This is a genomic window from Bradyrhizobium australiense, from assembly GCF_013114825.1.
Taxonomy (GTDB): Bacteria; Pseudomonadota; Alphaproteobacteria; order Rhizobiales; family Xanthobacteraceae; genus Bradyrhizobium; species Bradyrhizobium australiense.
On the sequence record NZ_JAAVLX010000007.1, the window covers coordinates 192,847 to 215,433 of the forward strand.

The window sequence follows — 22,587 nt, forward strand, 5'->3', positions numbered from 1 at the left end:
CGCTGGAGATCGCCGGAATTGGCGAGCGCCACGCTCATTTCCATGGCGGAGTCCTGGCCGCGGTGGCGGAAATAGTCGGTCTTGACCCTGTCGATCTAGTACCAAGGCCCGACGCCCATCACGTTGACCCAGTGATCCATGGCAGCGTGGATATAGCGCACGATATAGCCGTTCTGGCAGACTGCACCAAAGATACGCTCATCACGACCTCCGTCTGCTTGCTGGCGGTGCTTCCTCTCCCGCCTCTTGTTTCTTATTGATCCGGCCATTCAGCCGATCGACCGGCCGCCGTCGATCGCGAGCTGCGCGCGAAATCGAAGCCTGGAAGAAGGTCGCCAGCGACGTGAAGATCGAGGTCAAGTAGCAGCAGCGTACTAGATCGAAGAGCCGCCGCAGCGGAACTCCACTCCCTCTCCCGCTTGCGGGGAGGGCCGGGGTGGGGGTGCCGCCGCGAGTCACACCGTTCGTGTGAAAAGATTTCCGCACCCGGATCGCAGCTTACGATGCGACCCGACCTTCCCCGCAAGCGGGAGAGGTGAAATCACGTCCCTTCCCCGCGCTTAGTTTGCCTTGCCGAACAGCAGGGGCAACTGGCGTGGCCCGCGCACGGTGCCTTCCGACCATGTGACCTTGCCGGCCGGATCGAGCCTGAAATCCGGAATCCGCTTCAGCCATTCCTCGATCGCAACCGTCATCTCCATGCGGGCCAGGTTGGAGCCGACGCAGCGGTGAATGCCGAGACCGAATGCGGCGTGGCGATTTTCCTTGCGATCGATCACCACCCTGTCGGCATCGGGGAACATGGCGGGATCGCGGTTGGCGGCCGGGAACGACAGCAGCACCATGTTGCCGGGCTTGACCGGGCAGCCGCTGATCGTCGTCTCCTTCATCACCTCACGCGCCATCGTCACCGGCGAATACGCCCGCAGCAATTCCTCGACCGCGAGCGGCATCAATTCCGGTTCCTTGACGAGACGCTCGCGATCCGCGGGCGTCTTTGCCAGATGCCACAGCGAGGAGCCGATCGCACTCCAGGTGGTGTCGATGCCGGCGATCAACAACAGCCGCAGCGAACCCAGCACATGTTCGTCCGCCAACGGATTTCCATCCTTGTCTTTCGCCTTCATCAACGTCGAGATCAGATCGTCGGTCGGATGCTTCTTGCGCTGCTCGAGGTGGCCGGCAAAATAGCCGGTCATCTCCCGCACCGCCTCCATCAACGCGTTGTCGTCCTTGATGCCGAGTTCGAGGATGCCGTGAATCCATTTGATGAAGAGATCGCCATCCTTCTCGGGTATTCCCAGCATGTGCGCGATCGCGCGCACCGGGACATGCTTGGTGTAGCGCGCGGCGGCGTCGCACTTGCCGTCGACAATGAACTCGTCGATTAGCTCGTTGCAGATCGCACGTACCCGCGGCTCCAGTTTCTTCATAGCGTCGGGCGTGAACGGCGGCAGCAGCAATTGCTTTGCCGGCTTGTGCTCGGGCGGATCGGAGGTGATCGGCGGCGCCCTAGCCGTGATCTCCGGGCGAACGTCGCGCACGATCACGCGGCGGGAAGAAAAGTGCTCAGTGTCATAGGCGATTTCCTTCACCGCCTGGTAGGTGGTCGGCATGTAGCAGCCGAGGAATCGCTCGGTGTGAACGACGGGCGAAGCCGCGCGCAGCTTTTCCCAGATCGGAAACGGATTTTCCGTCCAGGTCGGATCGGTGTGGTCGAAATCGTTGATCCAGTCGGCGACTGGCGGATGTTCGGGCATGATGCTGGCGGAATCGGACATCGGAGCAAATCCTCTGCTGGTTCGTTCAGATCCTAAATGGGCCAAATCGGTTTCGAAAACCGGGCTATTCCTCCGTCACCTCGATCGCGATTTCGGGACAGTTGCTCTGGGCGAGCCAGGCCTTGTCTTCCAGACCCGCAGGCACGGAGCCGTCGCCGACTTCGTGCGCGTTGCCGAATTCGTCGAGGTCGAACAGTTCCGGTGCAAGTGATTTGCAGCGCGCGTGGCCTTGACACTTGTCCTGGTCGACGCGGATCTTCAGCTTTCCGGCCATCGCAGCGTTTCCCTCTTTGTGGCGCGCATTGTCTCGCGCTGCCCTTCCGTCGGCGCAGCGGCACAGACCCGCCGGAGCACCGCGAAGTTATATGATATTACATTCGCGCCGCCGTTGTGCTGTCAAGTCAAAAGTTATAGAGCATAATGTTCAATGCTGCCTCGACCCGCACGTAAAGCGCTGAATGCCTATCACCACGGGGATCTCCGCGATGCCCTGGTTCAGGCCGCGTTACACGAAGTCGAGCTCGGCGGCCCCGAAGCGATCAGCATCAGCGCGCTTGCCAAGAAACTGGGCGTCTCGCAGCCGGCGCCCTACAAGCATTTTGCCGATCGCGAGACGCTGCTGACGGCCGTCACGGCCCAAGCATTCCGCCAGTTCAGCGCCATGATGCGAGCGGCAATTGAAAAGCCGTCGAAGCAATCGAAGCTGTCGCGCTTCGCGCAGCTCACGCTTGATTTCGGCCTGCGCCGCAACGGCATCTACCGCCTGATGTTCGCGTCGCGAACCATGGCATGCGCGCCGAAAGGCAGCGAGCTGCACAGCGCGGCCATGGAGACCTTCGAACTCCTGGTGGAGGCGCTGGAGGCGCCCGCCGTGGGACTGTTGCGCGAGCGGAGCGCCCTGAAGATCTGGGCGTCGCTGCACGGCGTTGTGATGCTCGCCGAACAGGGATTGCTCACCGGCCAGGCTGCCCATGTCAGCCGGGAAGAACTGGTCGAGGACATTGTGGAGGAAACCAAACTCGCGCTGTCCGTTGCAATCGAGAAGGCCGGCAAGGCTGGTTCATGATGGCCAAGGCTCCGACAGCCGCGCCTCACATTGCCGACAACACCGACCTTTATGGCGGCATCGCGCTCGGCGTCGCTGCGGCCGCGGCCCTCATCATCGCAAACTCGCCGCTCGGGCCTGAGTACCACGCGCTGTTGCATACGACCGGCGAGGTACGGATCGGCTCGATCGGGCTGAGCAAGACGCTCGAACACTGGATCAACGACGGTTTGATGGCGGTGTTCTTTCTGCTGGTAGGCCTCGAGATCAAGCGCGAGGCGATCGAGGGCGCGCTGGCGAGCCCGAGGAAGGCGGCATTGCCCGTGATCGCCGCGTTCGGCGGCTTTATCACGCCGGCGGCGATTTTCTCCGCGGTGAACTGGGGCGATGCCGAGGCGCTGCGCGGCTGGGCCATACCGGCCGCCACCGACATTGCTTTTGCGCTCGGTGTCTGCGCCATGCTGGGACGCAGGGTGCCGACTTCACTGAAGACCTTTCTGTTGGCGCTCGCGATCATCGACGATCTGATGGCCATCATCGTCATCGCGATTTTCTATACCGCCGATCTTTCGGTTTTGGCGCTGGCGCTCGGCGGACTCGGCGTCGCCGCGCTGGTGGTCCTCAATCTGCTCGATGTGCGAAGGCCGGCATTCTATCTGATCGCCGGCCTGTTCACTTGGGTCTGCGTTCTCAAATCTGGCGTGCATGCGACGCTCGCCGGCGTCGCCGTCGGCTTCGCGATGCCGCTGACCCGGCATGACGGCCACAGCCTGCTCGAGAATACCGAGCACGCGCTCAAGTCGTGGGTCAATTTCGCCATCGTGCCGATCTTTGCCTTCGCCAATGCAGGCGTCTCGCTTCACGGACTGACCTTGGAAAAGCTGGCGGAGCCGATACCGCTCGGTATCATTGCGGGGCTTTTCCTCGGCAAGCAGATCGGCGTTTTCGGCGCTTCCCTGGTTGCCGTCAGGCTTGGCCTCGCTGCGATGCCGGACGGGGCCACGATGCCGAAACTCTATGCCATGGCCATCCTGACCGGCATCGGCTTCACTATGAGCCTCTTCATCGGAACACTCGCCTTCGACGACGAAATCGTCCTCGCGCAGGTCCGCGTCGGCGTTCTCTCGGCGTCTCTGTTGTCCGGCATCGTAGCGGCCATAATGTTCTCGTTCATCGGGAAATCGAAAGAAACTTCCGTCTCACGATGACAGTGAGGCTACGACGTGCAGGCCGGTTTTCATGCCGGATGCGGGTCGGGTACGGCCGCGCCACGCAGTAGCTTGCTGATCTCGGGCTTGCAGGCACCGCAATTCGTGCCCGCCTTCAGGCGCCGGCCGACGTCGTCGACACTGGCCGCGCCTTTAAGGATTTCGGCTGATATCTGATGTTGTCCGACGCCGAAGCACGAGCAGACGATCGGCCCGACATCCTGGCCGGCATCCAGCGGCTGCCCCGTCAGCAGCGACATCCGCGCATTCGATGACAATTCCTGTTCCGCGAACAGGCCGGACAGCCACGACCGCGAAACCAGCCTGTGATCGGGTGCGATGAACACGCAACCTTCGAGCCGGCCCTCGCGAACGGCCGCGTAGCGGAAGCGGCCGGCCTTCGGATCGCGATAGGCGATCCATTCGATGTCGTGTCCAACGCGGAGCAGCGCCCGTGCCCAATCGCGCCAGCTCGGCGGCCGCTCGTCACCGGCGAGCTCCATCCGCCAGCACGTCCCTGAAAGCCCGCCGACCCAGTAGCCCGCGGCCGGGCGCTCGATCTCACGCCGGCTGAGGATGAAAGCGTGCCATTTCGGCAGATACGCTGCTGCCTTTACCGGCGTGTGCTTGGACTCAGGCTGCCCGGAGATCGGATCGGTCGCTGGATTGACCAGCGCATTGACCCGGCCGTCGCTGGCATATTCGCCATTCCAGTGCATCGGCACGAACACGCAGCCGCGCCGCTGCTCGGCGGTGACGACAACACGCGCCACCATCTCGCCCCAGGGGCTGGTCAGCCGCGCCAGCCCGCCATTCTCCACGCCGGCCGCGCGTGCATCGTCGGGATGGAATTCCGCACAGGGCTCGAAGATATGCGCGAGCAGCCGCGGCGATTTCCCGGTGCGCGTCATGGTGTGCCATTGATCGCGGACCCGCCCGGTATTGAGCACCAGCGGATAATCGCGGCTGGTCGCGTTGACGGCTGCACGCGGCGTCACCGGCACGAAGCGGGCCTTGCGATCGGCTGTGAAGAATTCGCCGGTCTCGAACATCCGCGGCGTGCCGGTCGGATATTCCCGCGTCACAGGCCACTGGATCGGGGTGAGCGCATCGTAAGCGCGGTCGTCGAGCGTGTTCAGGGCGGACAGATCGAAATCGCGCGTTCCGTTATTCTCGAAACTCGAAAGCCCGGCGTGCTCACGGAAGATCGCCGCAGCGTTCGGATAGTCGAATCCCGAAAAGCCCATGCGCCGGGCGATATCGCAGACGGTCTGCCAATCGGCCCGTGCGGCGCCGGGTGCCGGCAGGAACGATCGCTGCCGGGAAATACGGCGCTCGGAGTTGGTGACGGTGCCGTCCTTTTCGCCCCAGGTGAGCGCCGGCAGCAATACGTGGGCATGACGCGTGGTGTCGGTATGCCGCATGCAATCGGACACGACGACGAGCTCGCATGCCTCGAGCGCGCGGCGCACGCGATCGGCATCCGGCAGGCTGACCAGCGGATTGGTCGAGATGATCCAGACCGCTTTGATGCGCCGGTCGGCGATCGCATCGAACATGTCGACGGCCTTGAGGCCCTGCTTCTCCGCGATCACAGGCGATTGCCAGAAGCGTTGAACGGTGTCGCGGTGCCGCGGGTTCTCGATCTCCATATGGGCGGCAAGCTGGTTGGCCAGCCCACCGACTTCCCGGCCGCCCATGGCGTTCGGTTGTCCGGTCAGCGAGAACGGCCCCATGCCGGGCCGCCCGATGCGGCCGGTCAACAAATGACAGTTGATGATCGAATTGACCTTGTCGACACCGCTGCTCGACTGGTTGACGCCCTGCGAATAGAGCGTGACGACCCGCTCGGTTTTGGCAAACCAGTCGAAGAACAATGCCACGGCGCCCTCAGACAGCCCGCAGATGTCGGCCGTCTGTGCGACCGTCTGGCCGGCGACCTGCCGCAGCGCGGCTTCGGCGCCGGCGGTATATCCCTCCACGAACGCGCCGTCGGTGGCGTTGCGCGATGCGAGATGGGCAAGCAACCCGTTGAACAGCACCGAATCGCTGCCCGAGCGAAGCGGCAGGTGCAGATCAGCGCCGTCGCACGTCGCTGTGCGCCGCGGATCGATCACGACGATGCGGCACGCGGGGTTGCTGGCCTTGGCGGCCACCATGCGCTGGTAAAGGATCGGATGGCACCAGGCGGCATTGGAGCCGACAAGGACCAAGAGATCGGCGGTTTCGAGATCCTCGTAGCAACCTGGGACGGTATCGCTGCCGAACGCGCGCTTGTGGCCCGCCACGCTCGACGCCATGCACAGCCGCGAATTGGTGTCGATGTTGGCGGTCCCGATGAAGCCCTTGGCGAGCTTGTTGATGACGTAATAGTCCTCGGTGAGAATCTGGCCGGAGACATAAAACGCAACCGAGTCCGGTCCATGCTCGCGGATGGTTCTGCCAAACCCGTCCGCGACATGATCGACCGCCGCATCCCAGCTCGTTTCCTGCCCGTTGACCACAGGCGCGAGCAGCCGTCCCTCGAGGCCGATGGTCTCGGCGAGCGCCGATCCTTTCGCGCAAAGCCGCCCGAAATTGGCCGGATGAAGCGGATCGCCCCGGACGGAGACGGCGCCCGCGGGATTCCTGTCAGCGAGGACGCCGCAGCCGACGCCGCAATACGGACAGGTTGTCTTCACTGGCACGGGCGATCACCCTCACTCGGCGGGCACAACTTCTGGCGTTTGGACGCCAAGCCAGACCATGCCGTTCTCCACCTTGGTCGGATGCGCGCGTGTGCATCCCTCATCGGGAGCGACCGCCATGCCGCTCCTGAGCTCGATGACGAAATTGTGCAGCGGACAGGTCACCCGCTTGTTGTGGACGATGCCTTGCGACAGCGGTCCGCCCTTGTGCGGGCAGCGATCGTCGAGCGCGAACACCTCGTCCTCGCTGGTCCGGAATACCGCAACGTCGCCGGAGGCCGTCCGCACCACACGCGAGCCGAGAACGGGGATATCGTTCAACGCCCCAATTTCGATCCATTTGGTCATGCGAGTTCCAGCTCCGCCAGCGGGGTGAATTCGTTACGGTCGACGCCGCGCTGAGCCCGCGCCGCCCACGGATCGCTCTGCGAGAATTGCTGCGAATAGGTGAAGCGGCTGAACAGCGTCTTGCGGTTGGCGACATCGTCAACCACCTGATTGCGGATCGCATCGAGACCAACCCGATCGCACCACTTGTACATGCGCTCCAGATACCAGCCCTGTTCGCGATAGAGCTGCGTTAGCGCGGCAATGATTTCGAGCGTCTCCTCCTCCGTCGCTGCCTTGGCCAGGAATTCGGTTCCCTTGATGTGAAGACCGGCGGCGCCCGCGAAATGGATCTCGTAGCCGGAATCGACGCAGACGACGCCGACATCCTTGCATGTCGCTTCCGCGCAGTTGCGCGGGCAACCGGACACCGCAAGCTTCACCTTGGCCGGCGTCCATGAGCCCCACATGAACTTTTCGAGCTTGATGCCGAGGCCGGTCGAGTCCTGCGTACCGAAACGGCACCATTCCGAACCCACACAGGTCTTCACCGTGCGCAATCCCTTGGCATAGGCATGGCCCGACACCATCCCCGCATCATTGAGATCGGCCCAGACCGCGGGCAGATCCTCCTTCTTCACGCCGAGAAGATCGATGCGCTGTCCGCCGGTCACCTTGACGGTCGGAATATTGAATTTATCCGCGACGTCGGCGATGGCGCGCAATTCATCCGGCGTCGTGACCCCGCCCCACATCCGCGGCACGACCGAATACGTTCCGTCCTTCTGGATATTGGCGTGAACGCGCTCGTTGATGAAGCGCGATTGCTGATCGTCGCGATACTCGCCGGGCCAGGTCGCGAGCAGATAATAGTTCAGGGCGGGCCGGCAGGAATGGCATCCGTTCGGCGTCTTCCAGTCCATGAACTTCATGACATCCGGAATGGTCTTCAATCCATTCTCGACGATGACGCGGCGCGCGTCGTCATGGCTGTGATCGGTGCAGGCGCACATCGGCTTGACTTTCGGCGCGGCCGAATAATCGCCACCGAGCGTGAAGGCGAGAACCTGCTCGACCAGCCCGGTGCACGAGCCACACGACGACGATGCCTTGGTGTGGGCACGCACGTCATCGATCGTGAAGAGTTTCTTTTCGCTGATCGCCTTGACGATCGTCCCCTTGCAGACGCCGTTGCATCCGCAGATTTCGGCATCATCGCTCATGGCGGCGACCGAGTTCTTGCCGCTATGGCCGCCGTCGCCGAGATTGGCGGCGCCGAACACCAGCCGCTCGCGCATCTGCGAAACGTCGGTGCCGTCGCGCAGATGCTGGAAGTACCACGGGCCGTCGATGGTATCGCCATAGAGCACGGCGCCGACGATCTTCTTGTCGCGCAGAATTATCCGCTTGTAGACGCCGCGGGAGGCGTCCTGCATCACGATCTCTTCCTTGTCCGCGCCCGGCGCGAAATCGCCGGCGGAGAACAGGTCGATCCCGGTCACCTTCAGTTTGGTCGAAACGACCGACCCGTCATAGGTGGCAAAACCCTTCATGGCGAGATGGTTGGCGCATACCTTGGCCTGGTCGAACAAGGGAGCCACGAGCCCGTAGGTCTGGCGCCGGTGCTGCACGCATTCGCCGACGGCGTAGATTCGCCCGTCGTAGGTCTGCATGGTGTCGGAGACCACGATGCCGCGCTCGCAATAGAGGCCTGCCTTGCGCGCCAATTCGACATTTGGGCGGATGCCGACCGCCATCACGACCAGATCCGCAGGGATCACCTCGCCGTCGGCGAAGCGGACGCCGGTCACGCGATCCTCGCCGAGAATAGCCTCCGTTTGCGCGGGCATCTTGAACACCATACCGCGCTCTTCCAGCGACTTGCGCAGCAATCCGCCCGCGACCTGATCGAGCTGACGCTCCATCAAAGTGTCGAGCAGATGCACGACGGTGACGTTCATGCCACGCTTCATCAAGCCGTTGGCAGCCTCGAGGCCGAGCAGACCGCCGCCGATCACGACGGCGTTCTTGTAGCTCGTCGACGCCTGCACCATGTGCTCGACGTCCTGAATATCGCGAAAGCCGATGACACCCGGAAGGTCCTTACCCGGAAGCGGCAACATGATCGGGTTCGAGCCGGTGGCGATCAGCAGGCGATCGTAGGGTACCCGCGCGCCTTCTCTCGTCACGACTTCGCAGGTGCGCCGATCGATCATCTCGATCATTTCGCCCTTGCGCAGCGTGATCCCGTTATCGTCGTACCACTGCTCCGTGTTGAGCATGATGTCGTCGACAGTCTTCTCGCCGGCAAGCACGGGCGACAGCAGAATTCGGTTGTAGTTGCCGTATGGCTCGGAGCCGAAGACGGTGATGTCATAGAGATCGGGCGCACGGTCCAGCAGCAACTCCACCGTGCGGACGCCGGCCATGCCGTTACCGATCACCACCAACTTTGGCTTGTTTACTTTATTGAGCATGCTCTGCCTTCTGATCCAGGTTCCGATGGCTCCGCTTGGCGACGCAACTCTGCATCGTCGATCGGCGAGAATTAGCTATGATTGAGAAGTGCCCATCGGCGGGCAGAGTGTCGTCGACTATGACGATCGAGATCTCTCGTATTCAAGAGACGTGCCAACGCCGGGCCCGTAATTTTTCGGGCGCAGCGTACGGCTTCAGCCGATAAATCGTGAACTGGTTGCACCTTCGCGTGCATAGGTGCCCAAAAAATCATCTATTGGGGCTATCCATTGTGCACAACCCGAGTGCTTCGCCGTGGCCCAGCGGCAATGTGCTCGCGGAAATGGCACGGCACGGGCAAGCGGATTTTCAGGGACGCTTTTCCGTTAATGCTTCGCACAGCATAATAAAACACCACACTGCACGTTCGAGCGGCTGCTTTTGCCAGCAAACGGAGCAGCGACCGTATTCGCGGCAGTTTCGCCGCGCCTGGCAAGGTACTGCAAATACACGCAAAGTAACGCGCTTATTTGTCTGGCACACGAATTGCTGACGTTGAGGCCAGAGTGCGCCTCAACGACGAGACGACTCGCTTTCCAAAATTCCGTCCCTTTGTGCCGAGATCGCCGCGCGGCCTGCGCGGCATCACGCGCCGATGTTCGAGGCTGCTCGATGAAGTTTGCTGAATTCAAGAAGGCCGGCCATTGGCCCACGCTGCTCGCCGCCTTTCTCTATTTCGACATAAGCTTCATGGCTTGGGTCGCGCTCGGGCCGTTGATCGTCTACATCGTGCGGGACATGAATCTTGCCATCGACGAGAAGTTCACACTCGTCGCCATTCCGGTTCTGGCGGGCGCGCTGCTGCGGGTGCCGATGGGCCTGCTCGCCGATCTGTTCGGCGCCAAGCGGACCGGAATTGTCGCACAACTCGTCGTCATCGCTGCGACGGCCTGGGTTTGCTATTTCGGACTGCCGAGCAAGCTGTCGGTGGAAATCTTCGGCCTCGCGCTCGGCATCGGCGGCGCCTCGTTCGCAGTGGCGCTGCCGCAGGCGAGCCGCTGGTATCCGCCGCAATATCAGGGCGTGGTGATGGGGATCGCCGGCGCCGGCAATATGGGCGTCGTGCTCGACACGATGTTCGCACCGTCTATCGCCGAGCATTGGGGCTGGCAGGCCGTGTTCGGCGTGCTGCTCGTTCCGATGGTGCTGATCCTCGCCTACTATGCCTATGCCGCCAAGGATGCGCCCGGAGAGCGCAAGCCGATTTCGCTGAAGGCCTATGGCACGTTGCTGCGCGATCCCGACAGCCGCTGGTTCATGTTTTTCTACTTCATCACCTTCGGCGGCTTCGTCGGACTGGCCAACGCGTTGCCGCTGTATTTCAGCGTGCAATATCACGTATCAGGTGTTGCCGCAGGCCTGCTGGTTTCCTTGATCGTCGCTTTCGGTTCGGGTTTCCGCCCCGTCGGCGGCCTGATCGCCGACCGCATCGGCGGCATCCGCTCATTGTCGATGTTGTTTGGCGTCGTCGTGGCGGCATATCTCGCCATCGCCTTCATGCCGGAAGGACCGGCAGCATCGACGCCTGCGGGTTGGGCGCTCACCGAGATGCCGCGGATCGCCTGGATGTCGGTGCTCTTGTTCTCGATCGGAGTGCTCGCGCTCGGCATGGGCAATGGCGCCGTGTTTCAGCTCATCCCGCTCCGCTTCCGGCAGGAGATCGGCCTGATGACCGGCATGGTCGGCTGCGCCGGCGGTATCGGCGGATTCTTCCTTGCCAAGGCCCTCGGCATCGCCAAAGGGATGACCGGCGGATTTGGCGCAGGCTTCCTGTTTTTCGGCCTGCTGGCGTTGCTTGGTTTCCTTGGACTTGCCATGGTCAAGGTGCGTTGGCGCACCACATGGGGCGCCGCATCGGGAGCGCGGGTCTGACGACGCGCGCAGCCAACCTGACAGGTCGCGCGGGTGACAATCGGTTCGCAACGGAATCTCGGGGTTCGCGTCGGCTTCGTCACCGAGACTGGCAAGCGCTCCGCCAATGAGGACTACGTCGGGACCTGCCTCGGCCGGTCCGGCGTAGCCAACCGCGATATCGTCGCCGCCGTCGCCGACGGTGTCGGCGGACACAAGGGCGGGCGCGAAGCCGCCGAGCTTGCGGTTCGTTGCTTCATCGACGCCTACTATTCCCTCCCCGAGACACTCGGCGTGCGTCGCCGGGCATCGCGTTCGCTGGAAGCCGCCAATAGCTGGATCTACACGCAAGGCCGCACCGATCCCCGCCTCAGCGGCATGAGTTGCGCTTTCTCGTCAATCATCCTGTCACGGCGGCTCTGCCACGTCATTCACATCGGCGACACCCGGGCCTATCGCCTGAGCGAGGGTCGGCTGGAGCGGCTGACCACCGATCACATCGCCGGACGCGGCGATCTCGCTCACCTGCTCAACCGCGCCATCGGCTTCGAGGATTTTGCCCGCTTCGACTACGCCACCGTCGGGTTGCGGCAGCACGATAGGCTTTTGATCTGCAGCGACGGCGTTCATGGCGTGCTGGCCGATCACCGACTGCAGCTATTGTTGAGCGAGCGTACCTCGCCAGAAGAATCCGCCCGCGCCCTCGTCGACGCGGCGCTGGATGCCGGCTCCACCGACAACATGACCGCTTTGGTACTCGATGTCGTCGACCTGCCGCCCGCCGACCGCGACGAGCTCACCCATTCGATCGCAACGCTTCCGATTCTGGATCTTCCTGAAGTCGGCGATATCATTGACGATTTCATGCTCGGCGAAATACTGTCGGACGGCCGCTACAGCCGGCTGTTCAAGGCGATCGACAAGCGGCAGGGCCGCGAAGTCGTGCTAAAATTTCCGCATCCGCGCGTGGCCAGCGAGGGCTCCTATCGCCTCGCCTTCGTCCGCGAGGCATGGGTCGCGGCGCGCGTGCGCAGCCTGTGGATTGGAGAGATCATCGAACTGCCTGCTGAACGGCAGACCCGTCTCTATTCAGTGATGCCGCTTTATCAAGGCGAGACCCTGGAACAGCGGCTGAATCGTTCGCCGCAACTTTCGCTGGCCGAAGGCATCGGGATTGCGACCAAGCTGGCGCGCGCCGTTGCCACCCTGCACCGCGCCGGCATCATCCATCGCGACATCAAGCCCGACAACGTGATCCTGTTGAAGGGCGGCAGCCTGCGGCTGGTCGATCTCGGCGTCGCGCGCGTGCCGTTGCTGGAGGACTTCCCGGCCGAGGATATTCCGGGCACGCCGAGCTACATGGCGCCGGAGCTGTTCGGCGGACGGCCCGGCGACGAGTTTTCCGATCTCTATGCGCTCGGCGTCACCGTGTACCGGATGTTCACCGCCGCCTATCCCTACGGCGAGATCGAGCCGTTCTCGCGGCCCCGCTTCGGCAAGCCCGCCTACCTCTCCCGCTACCGTCCCGATCTGCCGGCCTGGCTGGACGCGGTGGTCGGGAAGGCGCTCAACGTCGATCGTGCGCAACGCTACGGCGATGTCATCGAGTTCTCGCACGAGCTCGAAAACGGCGCGATGTGGGCGAAACCTGCCGTTACGTCACGGCGCTCGCTCTACGACCGCGACCCGCTGGTCTTCTGGAAGAGTCTGTCCGCGGGACTAGTCGTGCTCGTCGTCCTGCTCCTTGCATGGATCGTAAAAAATTAGCCCGACGCTCCGGTTGGAGCGTCGGGCTACAGCACTGAGCGGAGCAAGCCGGGCTAGCTTCGCAGCCTGGTTCATACCCCGGTCTGGGTGATGAACTTGGTGTTGAAATAGCCTTCCATCGCCTCGGTGCCGCCTTCCGAGCCGTAGCCGGAATCCTTGACGCCGCCGAACGGCACTTCAGGCAAGGCAAGACCAAAACTGTTGATCGAAACCATGCCGGCCTCGATGGCGGCGCCGATCGCGGTCGCCGTCTTGGTTGAGCTGGTGAAGGCATAGGATGCGAGACCGAACGGCAAGCGGTTGGCTTCCTCGGCCACCTCGTCGAAGGTGGAGAACCGCGAGATCAGCGCCAGCGGGCCGAACGGCTCCTCGTTCATGGCGCGGGCATCCTTCGGCACGTCACTGACGACCGTCGGCTCGAAGAAGTAGCCCTTGTTGCCGACGCGGTGGCCGCCGGTCTCGAGCTTGGCGCCCTTGCCGACGGCATCCTGCACCATGCCCTCGATGGCGGTAACGCGGCGCGGGTTGGCGAGCGAACCCATCTTCGAGTCCGGATCGAGACCATTGCCGACCTTCATTGACTTGGCGCCTTCGACGAACTTGTCGACGAATTCGCGGAACACATCGTCCTGCACCAGCATGCGCGTCGGCGAGATGCAGACCTGGCCGGCATTGCGGTACTTCGCAGCCGCCAGAATCTTCGCCGCCGAGGAGACGTCGGCGTCCTTGAACACGATCGCCGGCGCATGGCCGCCCAGCTCCATGGTGGCGCGCTTCATGTGCAGGCCGGCCAGGGCGGAGAGCTGCTTGCCCACGACCGTCGATCCGGTGAAGGAAATCTTGCGGATCACCGGATGCGGAATGAGATATTCCGAAATCTCTGACGGTACGCCATACACCAGGTTGATAACGCCGTCAGGCACGCCCGCATCGACGAACGCCTTGATCAGTTGCGCAGGCGATGCCGGCGTTTCCTCGGGCGCCTTGACGATGATCGAACAGCCAGCCGCGAGCCCCGCGGAGAGCTTGCGAACCACCTGGTTGATCGGGAAATTCCACGGCGTAAACGCCGCGACGGGACCGACCGGCTCCTTGACGGCGATCTGGTAGATGCCGGGGCCGCGTGCCGGGATCACCCGGCCATAGGCGCGCTTGGCTTCCTCGGCGAACCACTCGATAACGTCGGCGGCCGCCATGGCCTCCATCTTGGCCTCGGCCAGCGTCTTGCCCTGCTCCATCGTCAACAGCGGCGCGATCTCGTCGTTGCGCTCGCGCATGATTTGAGCCGCCTTGCGCATGATCCTGCAGCGCTCGAACGGCGCCACCGCCCGCCAGACCTTGAAACCCTTGGCGGCCGCTTCGAGCGCCTCATCGAGATCGGCACGGTCGGCATGCGCCACGGTGCCGATCGTCTCCTCGGTAGCCGGATTGAGCACGGCGATGGTCCTGCCCGACTGGCTTGGACGCCATTTGCCGTTGATGAAGAGTTGGGTATTCGAATATGCCACGAGACTTTCTCCCTTGAGCTTATTGATCGCCAATTGGCGCGCGGCGGAAAATCAGGCGCCTATATGATGGAAGCTCGATCGAATTGCAAAGCCGATTCAAAGAGAGTGCGGCCGCGCGACCGGCGCATAGAGCCTGCCCGGCCCGCGTCATTTCCGAGCCCAGATAGCTTTGGAACTGCGGCTGCTGGGTGAGCGCCGCAAAATCCGGCTGTCGCGTCACGGTCACCGACCAGCGGGAAAATCACCTTGCCGGCTGAACGACGGGGAGGCCACCCCCGGGCGGGCGACGGGCGTCACGCCGCCAAAATTGTTTCGGCCGCCGCTGCAGGCAAATTCTGGCTGTCGGCGACCGCGCGATTGGTGATCTGTCCGCGGTGCACGTTGAGTCCGGCGCGCAGATGCGGGTCCTCGATCAGCGCGCGGATGCCCTTTTCAGCCAGCGCAAGGCCGAACGGCAGCGTGGCATTGTTGAGCGCGTGACTCGACGTCACCGGCACCGCGCCCGGCATGTTGGCGACGCAATAGTGCACGATCTCGTCGACGAGATAGGTCGGCGCCTGATGGGTAGTCGGCCGCGATGTCTCGAAGCAGCCGCCCTGGTCGATCGCGACATCGACCAGCACGGCACGGCGTTTCATGCGGGCGAGATGCGCGCGCGAGACGAGCTTCGGCGCGCTGGCGCCCGGCACCAGCACGGCGCCGATGACGACATCGGCCGCAATGACTTCCTCTTCGATTGCTTCCAGCGTTGCATAGCGCGTGCGCACCCGCCCTTGGAACATCTCGTCAAGAACGCGAAGGCGCGGGAGCGAGCGGTCCAGGATAACGATGTCGGCGCCCAGGCCCGCTGCCATTCGCGCGGCATGCGTGCCGACCACGCCACCGCCGATCACCGCGATCCTGCTCGGCGCCACGCCGGGCACCCCGCCGATCAGCTTGCCCATTCCGTCCGCCGATTTCCGCAAGGCAGCGCCCGCCGCCTCGATCGCCAACCGTCCCGCCACTTCGCTCATTGGCGCAAGCAGGGGAAGCCCGCCATTGGGATCCGTCACCGTCTCGTAAGCGATCGCAGTACAGCCGGATGCCAGAAGCCCCTTGGTCTGCGCCACATCCGGCGCCAGGTGCAAATAGGTGAAGAGGATCTGACTCTCGCGAAGCTGACGCCATTCGCTCGGCTGCGGCTCCTTGACCTTGACCACCATGTCAGCGGTCGCGAAGATTTCCGCGGCCGTATCCACGATTGCGGCGCCGGCTGAACGGTAGACGTCATCGCTTGCGCCGATGCCGATCCCGGCCCCCTGCTCGACGATCACGTCGTGTCCCCGCGTCACATATTCCCGCACCGCAGCCGGCGCCAGACCAACGCGATATTCCTCGACTTTGATTTCCGTGGGCACACCGATCCGCATGGCTTGCTCCTGCATTCGAGGTTGTCTGACCGCAGATAAAAGTACTTCTGAGTCGGCAACGCTTTTCGGCGAATTGCGGCTTGCTGCGAGCGAGTTACGCATATATTCTGCATATTAACGGCATAAATGAGTGACTTATAGCTTGAACGAGCTGGATCGCATTGATTATCGGATTTTGACCGAGCTGCTTGCCGACGCCCGGGCGAGCCAGATCGAGCTCGCCGAAAAGGTCGGACTGTCGCCGACCGCCTGCGCGCGCCGCATCCGCCAACTCGAGGAAGCTGGGATCATTCGGGGCTATCGCGCCGATCTCGAGCCGACCGCGCTCGGGCTCGTCACGACCGTCGTTGTCACCATCACGCTGGAAAAACAGAGCGAGGATTACCTGGCCGCGTTCGAAGCGGCGATCGCCCGCTGTCCGGATGTCGTGTCTTGTCACTTGATGTCGGGTAGCGACGATTATCACCTGCAAGTCATCGCACGCGACATCGCGGACTTCGAGCGCATCCACAAGCAACATCTTTCGCGGATGCCCGGGGTGGCGCGCATCCACTCGAGCTTTGCAATGCGCGAGGTGGTGCGCAGGGCGATCCCCGAGACGGCACTGCGGCGCTAGTCCCTTCGATCAGCTCGACGCAATCGGAGCGTCCACCTATCGATGCGCAGATACCACGCTGAAGCGTCAGTAGTTTTCGGCCCGTCGGGTACCTGCGTTTTGCGTCCCGATGCTGCCGACAGAGAAAACGCACTTGACAACAACCTAACCCACCGTATGTTATGTTATAACATAGCGCACTCGCGAACCGATGATGCCTTCCCGACGGGCCCCTGCGAGCTGAAGAGGCTTTTTGATCTGGATGCGAAAGCGGACCGGTTTCCATGGAGGATGATGGTCGGACGTTTGTCGTGCAGGGCACTACTTCGCCGGCGCGTTTACAAGCCAGCATGTCCTGATCTCTTGGAATTGTAAGCGTCATCCAAACAAGCAATCACCTGACTATGAGAGCTCACATGGGCGAAATCGTTCGGCTTATTCCGAAGCCAGAGCTTGAGCGGGCTCGCTTAATTCGAGAGGCTCGCGCGATATACGACAGCATATTTCCGCCGACTGATGCGGTCAGCGAACCCCCGATGGTCAGCTCAGCCAAGGGACGTAATCGGGCAGAAAGGGCTTGCTCCCGGCGCCCTGGTTCCGACTAGCCGCGTCTCGATCGGGACGAGCATTCTGGTCGCGGTTTTCTGCGCCAACGGAGCTGGCGATCCGGACCGCAATGGCCTGCTGGTCGGGATCGTGCGCGGCAACGAATTCGAGACCTTTTGCCATCCTGGTGCGATCAGGTCGAGCTGACCGCTCTAGCGACACACAACATCTTGGAACGAAGGCCTCCGGCCGCGGGTTAATGGACAAATCGCGCGGCGTATCCAACGTGTCGCTGAAATCGGAGGAACTGAAACATGAAGCGCCTCATCATTGCCGTTAGCTGCATTCTCCTTGCAGGCCCCGCGCTGGCTCAATCAGTCGGCGAAAAAACCGGGATCAATTCTGCGCTAGGCGTAGCGCCGACCACCGCCGACTTCGTCAAGGAAGTCGCCATCAGCGACATGTTCGAACTGGAATCGAACAAGCTTGCCCAGCAGAAGGGGAACGTACAGGAGAAGTCCTTTGCCCAGCAGATGGTGATCGATCACACCAAGAGCAGCAACGAACTGAAGGGCATGGTCAATAGCGGCAAGGTCAAGGCCGAGTTGCCGACGTCGCTCGACAATTCGCACCAGTCAAAGCTCAGCAAGCTCAAGGACCAGTCCGGCAGGGATTTCAGCTCGAATTTCGACTCCTATCAGGTCAGCGCGCACAAGGACGCGGTGTCGCTGTTCGAGCGTTACGCCAAGAGCGGCGACAATTCGGAGCTAAAGGACTGGGCCGGGAAGATGCTGCCCGCGCTCAAACACCACTTGGAAATGGCGCAGGAGCTCGGCCAGGCGCCGAGCGTCGGCCAGTCCGGCAAACAGCAATAGCGGAAACTCCGTCCCATCCAACGAATATGCCGGCAAAACTGCCGGCATATTTCGTTCGCTTGCCGCCCCGCGCTACAACCTTGGGCGCGGCCATGACAGAACAGAAATTGTCGGCAGTTTCTTTACTAGTGCATGGTTCTGGACAGGCTTACACTTGAGGCCGTCGTGCGAGTGCCTGAGATGGAATGGACGGCGTCCACCGGATCGGCGGGCAGTCCGGCAGCAACGACTTCTGCACCCGTGGTCCAAGCCTTGAACACACTCGTACCCGCGATGTCCCGTGCGGGGCACTGCCGTCGGAGCACCGCCGAAATCCACCCCGCCCCGTCATGCGCCAGCCGTATAACGACCGCGGCGCCGCCCCGTTATCGACGTTCTTTCCTGCCGCGCTGCGGATCTTTGCCCGCAGCCTGGCTGCGGGGTCTTGCCGAGGCGGCGTGCGTGGGACGACCTCCGCGGTTTCCGCCGTGGGCGCCGAATGAACTCCGTTTCTTCGCGAGTGCCGGTTTGCTGCTCTTGCCCATGGATTTTCCTCATTGGCTGTGCCAGCTGGGTGCTTAACGGTGCGCCGATAAATTTTGCTTGCGGCGCATCGCCGGAAAGTCCGATTAAATTGGCATTGGCCTGCCATCACGCACCTTATCCGCGATGGTACTCATTGCGCTGCAGTACGCGGAAGCCGAACCAGCCCCAATAGACGCAGTGGCGTTGAATGAGACCGTCATCGTTGAGATCCATGACCTCGACGAAATCCATCTGCTCGCCCTTGCCGGCGTCACGCAGATATTCCCAGATCAGGCGCTTGCCGTCAGTGAGGTAACCGGTCCGGAAATACTGGCGCACCGGCGGCTTGCGTTCTGCCACAAGATCGAATAGCCGACGAAGTTCGTTACGGCCGTGCAAATACCCTCTGTCGATGCCGAGCAGGTGCGGCACCAGCGGGCTCTCGAGCCACGCGTCTTCCGCATAGAGCTCCAGCAGGCCGGCCGCGTCGTTGCGGGAAAGTGCATCGTTCCAGGCGAAGTACATGCGCTCGACCGGGGTCGATCCAGCCGCGGTCAGGTTTCCGGGCAACGTTCTTTCATCCATGTCTCACTCCGTTGTCGTTATCGCCGTTGCGTCCACGATGGCCACAATGCAAGCCAGCGGAGGCTCAGAAGTCGCCTTCTCGGATATATGGCCGCATCCACAAGGTTGCCTGCAGGATCATCGACTTCCACCAGGCGTCGTACATGCGGCTGACGACTTCCGGAGGGTGGCCCTTCTTGGCGAGAAACGGCTTCATGGGCACGACGATGGTGGCACAGAACGCAAGCAGATCGCGCGCGCGGATGTGCCCCAGCGTGTGGCCCTTGTCGATTTTGTTCTTCTTCGAGCGATGATGACGCAGTCCGATCTCATACTGGTAATCGAGCCAGGCCTGATCATACTTCGCCCGCGCGGTGTCGATGATCCATCGGCCGAAACGTCTGGCGACAGCCTGTGCATACTTGCTGTCAACTTCATGGGTCATGGGGTCTTCGTCATAGGCACGAAGATGCGGGTGATCGAAGATAACACCGCGCCACACCTGCAGCAGGTCATCGACCTGCTCCGCCAATACGTCCTCCGACAGGCGGAGATAGATCGCGTCTTCCTCGGAGAATAGCGCAGACTTCTTCAGCTCCTCCCATTCCGCCATCGAAATCGGCAACTTGGCGACCTTGCCGGTTCCGTAATCGTATCCGGGTATCTCCGTTTGCGGAGCATCCATGACCCGCTCTCCTTGGGGGGGGGTGGTCTGGACGGCGTGCGTCCACTACGCGACGCCTGACAATCCGGCCCCGAACGCAGCGCGCAGCTCCTTGTAACCCGTGCCGCAGCTGGTGCTTTGCCAGCCCGCAAAACGCATCGGATGCGGAATCGTTGCCTGCAAAAACTGTACCCTGTTCTGTCTGATCCGAGGTTCCGGACGTGGCTCAAGCGACTGCGATACGCGACGAGAGCGCAGGAACCGCTCGCGCATGAGTCCGTTCAAATCCAAATGATCGAGGGATGAACAACATCGATGCATCTTCAGCGGCAATCCGTCTGTTTTGGCAGGCGTTCAGATGAGGCTGTTCATCGATAGTCGCGCGGCGCAGGCGACGCGCCAGGACGATTGCCGCCTTTGTCCAGGAAAGATCATGGCCGCTAGCGAATCCTCAAGGTCGAAGAAGGTCGTCTATGCAGCCGTACTCGGCAACCTCATGGTGGCCGTTACCAAGCTGACGGCAGCCCTGCTGACCGGCAGCTCTTCCATGCTCAGCGAAAGTGCTCATTCGTTGGTCGATACCGGCAACGAAACGTTGCTGCTTTATGGCTATTATCGGTCGCGCCTCAGACCCGATGAAGCTCACCCGCTGGGCTATGGCAGGGAACTCTATTTTTGGAGCTTTGTTGTAGCGCTCCTGCTTTTTGCGCTGGGGGCCGGGATCTCCGTCTACGAAGGGATCACCCATATTGCGGCGCCTTCCCGCATCGAGAACATCACGGTGAACTACGTCGTTCTTGCGCTGTCTGCCGTATTTGAGGGCGCCTCGTGGTGGATAGCGCTCATTGCGTTCCGGTCAGTCAAGGGCGAGCTCAGCTATTGGGACGCCATCAGAAGCAGCAAGGATCCGCCCTCTTTCATGGTGCTTCTGGAAGACACTGCCGCTCTGATCGGCCTTTGCATCGCCGCACTTGGCATCTTCCTTGCGGATCGGCTGGAAAATCCGGCGCTTGACGGCGTTGCCTCGATCCTGATCGGCAGCATCCTGGCGGCCATGGCAATTATCCTCGCGCGCGAGAACAAGGAACTGCTGATCGGCGAGCGCGCTCACGAGGCAATCAGCAGCTCGATCCTTGCGCTGGCCGCAAGCCAGCCGGGCGTGGAAGGCGCAAATGGCGCGCTCACGGTCCATCTTGCGCCGGACCAGATCGTAGTGACGCTGAGCCTCGAATTTGCGGATGATCTGCGCACGCCTGAGCTCGAACAATGCGTAGAGGCGCTTGAGCACCGCATTCGGGCGAAACATCCCGAAGTGGTTTCGCTGTTCGTTAAGCCGCAAACGGCGCGAACTTTCCAATCCGCCCGCAAGGCGAGGTTCGCCCGGTCGCTGTCGCGGTGAGTTTGAGTAGACCCGCGGCCGTCGCTGCTCGCTCGATGCAAAACCGAGATTTCCGGGCGATAGAGGGAACGTCCGCTCGCAAATTTTGTTGGCGGCCTGTCAGCAAAAGAGGAGACCCCAGATGAGAGTTTGCGATGCCATGACCACGAACATACAGCTCTGCACCCCGCAAGACAGTATCAGGGATGCGGCCGAGGCGATGGCGGCGCTCAATATCGGGCTGTTGCCCGTGGCTGAAAATGACCGGTTGGTGGGAATGATCTCCGACCGTGATATTGCCACGCGCGGAATAGCGATGGGCAAAGGTCCGGATGCGCCTGTGCGCGACGTCATGACAGCAGACGTCAAATACTGCTTCGAAGACCAGGATATCGATGAAGTCACCCGCAACATGGCCGATATTCAGGTGCGGCGGTTGCCGGTGCTCGCACGAAACAAGCGGCTGGTCGGTATCATTGCGCTTGGCGATATCGCCGTTTCCAAGCCGGGTGACGGCGCCGCTACAGCGCTGCATGGGATTTCGCAGCCGGGCGGGCAACATGCGGGCGCGGTTACCGGCTGAGGCAATGCATTCAGTCGAGGGATTTCAGGAGCGTTCGCGTCACTGAGCCTGTGGACCGACAGTCCAAGCCATACGGCCCAAGCCATGGAGCAGCAAGGTACGGAATCGCAAAGAGCTTCTATCGGCGCAAACAAGGAACGAGCGGGACCACGTTACAGGCGCAACACGATATCCGCTCGTTCCATACAACGTTTCGCCGCTACCTGACGTACGTCCCGACAAGTTCAGCCTGGCCGATCGTGCGCTTCTTCGCGGCGCTCAAAATGTCGACTACCGGCATGCTGGGCGAGCGCGACAGCTCGTCGACGTCCAAAGCCGCTAGCTTGAAATGATAGTGGTGCGTACCATGGCCCTTTGGCGGAGAGGGTCCACCATAGCCCAATTCACCGAAATCGTTCACGCCTTTGCCGAGACGCTCCGTCTTTGGCCCATGACCGATGGCTTCCGGCAGCATCGTCCGCTCGCCCATGATGTTGTGAGGCCCCAATGCCGAAACGTTCCGGACGGTGCGTCCGGATCCTCAACGATAAGGGCGAAGCTCTTCGTACCCGGCGGCGGATCCGACCATTGAAGTGGCGGAGATACATTCTGGCCATCGCAAGTGTATTTGACCGGAATCGGTTGGTCGTCGTCGAATGCAGGACTTGTCAACTTGAATGCCATATGCGGACTTCCGTGCTCATGGAATGCGAAAGGGTCGCAGCAGCGGGCTCGCTCGGTCCTCCGGGATGCAACGATACGCCTTGCCAGTCGATTCCGCCGATACGAAGGAACGTCG

The 22,587-nt window shown here is 62.1% G+C and carries 18 protein-coding genes and 2 pseudogenes; 9 read left to right on the top strand and 11 right to left on the bottom strand.

Going from position 1 to position 22,587, the window contains the following annotated elements:
• Positions 1–2 precede the first annotated feature (2 nt).
• From HCN58_RS35995 to HCN58_RS21450, 3 genes and pseudogenes are all read right to left on the bottom strand, one after another.
• Positions 3–257 (bottom strand): annotated as a pseudogene (locus tag HCN58_RS35995) (VOC family protein); the annotation flags it as partial.
• 303 nt (positions 258–560) lie between these two features.
• A complete protein-coding gene (locus tag HCN58_RS21445; protein ID WP_171581388.1) occupies positions 561–1,781 on the bottom strand; it encodes a cytochrome P450 in 1,221 nt (406 codons plus the stop codon).
• Positions 1,782–1,845: 64 nt separating this feature from the next.
• A complete protein-coding gene (locus tag HCN58_RS21450; protein ID WP_057853801.1) occupies positions 1,846–2,055 on the bottom strand; it encodes a ferredoxin in 210 nt (69 codons plus the stop codon).
• Positions 2,056–2,208: 153 nt separating this feature from the next.
• On the opposite strand from HCN58_RS21450, the gene HCN58_RS21455 reads away from it, so the two are divergent.
• Together HCN58_RS21455 and nhaA are read left to right on the top strand one after the other, a co-directional pair.
• Complete coding sequence (locus HCN58_RS21455; protein ID WP_171581389.1) at positions 2,209–2,847, top strand: TetR/AcrR family transcriptional regulator; 639 nt, start codon at positions 2,209–2,211, stop codon at positions 2,845–2,847.
• On the top strand, positions 2,847–4,034 hold the full coding sequence (nhaA, locus tag HCN58_RS21460) for a Na+/H+ antiporter NhaA (protein ID WP_171581390.1): 1,188 nt from the start codon (positions 2,847–2,849) through the stop codon (positions 4,032–4,034). The genes HCN58_RS21455 and nhaA overlap by 1 nt, the downstream gene beginning before the upstream one ends.
• A gap of 29 nt (positions 4,035–4,063) precedes the next feature.
• Here nhaA and HCN58_RS21465 read toward each other — a convergent pair whose 3' ends face one another.
• Genes HCN58_RS21465 through nirB form a run of 3 tightly spaced genes read right to left on the bottom strand, consistent with a single transcriptional unit; the run spans position 4,064 to position 9,525 of the window.
• A complete protein-coding gene (locus HCN58_RS21465) occupies positions 4,064–6,721 on the bottom strand; it encodes a nitrate reductase (RefSeq protein WP_171581391.1) in 2,658 nt (885 codons plus the stop codon).
• 12 nt (positions 6,722–6,733) lie between these two features.
• Positions 6,734–7,069 (bottom strand): nitrite reductase small subunit NirD, encoded by a 336-nt coding sequence (gene nirD, locus HCN58_RS21470; protein ID WP_171581392.1) that lies wholly within the window; start codon positions 7,067–7,069, stop codon positions 6,734–6,736.
• Entirely contained in the window at positions 7,066–9,525 is a 2,460-nt protein-coding gene (gene nirB / locus HCN58_RS21475) for a nitrite reductase large subunit NirB (protein ID WP_171581393.1), read from the bottom strand. The genes nirD and nirB overlap by 4 nt, the downstream gene beginning before the upstream one ends.
• A 652-nt stretch (positions 9,526–10,177) precedes the next feature.
• On the opposite strand from nirB, the gene HCN58_RS21480 reads away from it, so the two are divergent.
• Positions 10,178–11,437 (top strand): MFS transporter, encoded by a 1,260-nt coding sequence (locus HCN58_RS21480; RefSeq protein WP_171581394.1) that lies wholly within the window; start codon positions 10,178–10,180, stop codon positions 11,435–11,437.
• A gap of 33 nt (positions 11,438–11,470) precedes the next feature.
• On the top strand, positions 11,471–13,183 hold the full coding sequence (locus HCN58_RS37140; RefSeq protein WP_311966847.1) for a bifunctional protein-serine/threonine kinase/phosphatase: 1,713 nt from the start codon (positions 11,471–11,473) through the stop codon (positions 13,181–13,183).
• A gap of 71 nt (positions 13,184–13,254) precedes the next feature.
• On the opposite strand, the gene HCN58_RS21490 is transcribed toward HCN58_RS37140, so the two are convergent.
• Both HCN58_RS21490 and ald read right to left on the bottom strand, forming a co-directional pair.
• On the bottom strand, positions 13,255–14,691 hold the full coding sequence (locus HCN58_RS21490) for an NAD-dependent succinate-semialdehyde dehydrogenase (RefSeq protein WP_065731278.1): 1,437 nt from the start codon (positions 14,689–14,691) through the stop codon (positions 13,255–13,257).
• Between the two features lie 293 nt (positions 14,692–14,984).
• Positions 14,985–16,100 carry an alanine dehydrogenase gene (gene ald, locus HCN58_RS21495; RefSeq protein ID WP_171581395.1) on the bottom strand — a complete coding sequence of 372 codons (1,116 nt, stop codon included), beginning with the start codon at positions 16,098–16,100 and terminating at the stop codon, positions 14,985–14,987.
• A 130-nt stretch (positions 16,101–16,230) separates the two neighbouring features.
• On the opposite strand from ald, the gene HCN58_RS21500 reads away from it, so the two are divergent.
• From HCN58_RS21500 to HCN58_RS21505, 3 genes are all read left to right on the top strand, one after another.
• Positions 16,231–16,716, top strand: coding sequence for an Lrp/AsnC family transcriptional regulator (locus tag HCN58_RS21500; RefSeq protein WP_311966848.1), 486 nt, complete (start codon positions 16,231–16,233; stop codon positions 16,714–16,716).
• A gap of 395 nt (positions 16,717–17,111) precedes the next feature.
• Positions 17,112–17,300 carry a hypothetical protein gene (locus HCN58_RS36010; protein ID WP_235983781.1) on the top strand — a complete coding sequence of 63 codons (189 nt, stop codon included), beginning with the start codon at positions 17,112–17,114 and terminating at the stop codon, positions 17,298–17,300.
• Positions 17,301–17,555: 255 nt separating this feature from the next.
• Positions 17,556–18,116: a DUF4142 domain-containing protein gene (locus HCN58_RS21505; RefSeq protein ID WP_171581396.1), complete on the top strand. Its 561-nt coding sequence runs from the start codon at positions 17,556–17,558 to the stop codon at positions 18,114–18,116.
• Between the two features lie 639 nt (positions 18,117–18,755).
• Here HCN58_RS21505 and HCN58_RS21510 read toward each other — a convergent pair.
• Both HCN58_RS21510 and HCN58_RS21515 read right to left on the bottom strand, forming a co-directional pair.
• Positions 18,756–19,205 (bottom strand): nuclear transport factor 2 family protein, encoded by a 450-nt coding sequence (locus HCN58_RS21510; RefSeq protein ID WP_171581397.1) that lies wholly within the window; start codon positions 19,203–19,205, stop codon positions 18,756–18,758.
• 64 nt (positions 19,206–19,269) lie between these two features.
• Positions 19,270–19,869 carry a protoglobin domain-containing protein gene (locus HCN58_RS21515; protein ID WP_171581398.1) on the bottom strand — a complete coding sequence of 200 codons (600 nt, stop codon included), beginning with the start codon at positions 19,867–19,869 and terminating at the stop codon, positions 19,270–19,272.
• 412 nt (positions 19,870–20,281) lie between these two features.
• Here HCN58_RS21515 and HCN58_RS21520 point away from each other — a divergent pair, with 412 nt between their 5' ends.
• Both HCN58_RS21520 and HCN58_RS21525 read left to right on the top strand, forming a co-directional pair.
• A complete protein-coding gene (locus tag HCN58_RS21520; protein WP_171581399.1) occupies positions 20,282–21,247 on the top strand; it encodes a cation diffusion facilitator family transporter in 966 nt (321 codons plus the stop codon).
• A 121-nt stretch (positions 21,248–21,368) separates the two neighbouring features.
• Positions 21,369–21,809, top strand: coding sequence for a CBS domain-containing protein (locus HCN58_RS21525; RefSeq protein ID WP_171581400.1), 441 nt, complete (start codon positions 21,369–21,371; stop codon positions 21,807–21,809).
• A 199-nt stretch (positions 21,810–22,008) separates the two neighbouring features.
• Here the strand turns inward: HCN58_RS21525 and HCN58_RS21530 are convergent.
• A pseudogene (locus HCN58_RS21530) lies at positions 22,009–22,472 on the bottom strand (YbhB/YbcL family Raf kinase inhibitor-like protein).
• Positions 22,473–22,587 lie beyond the last annotated feature (115 nt).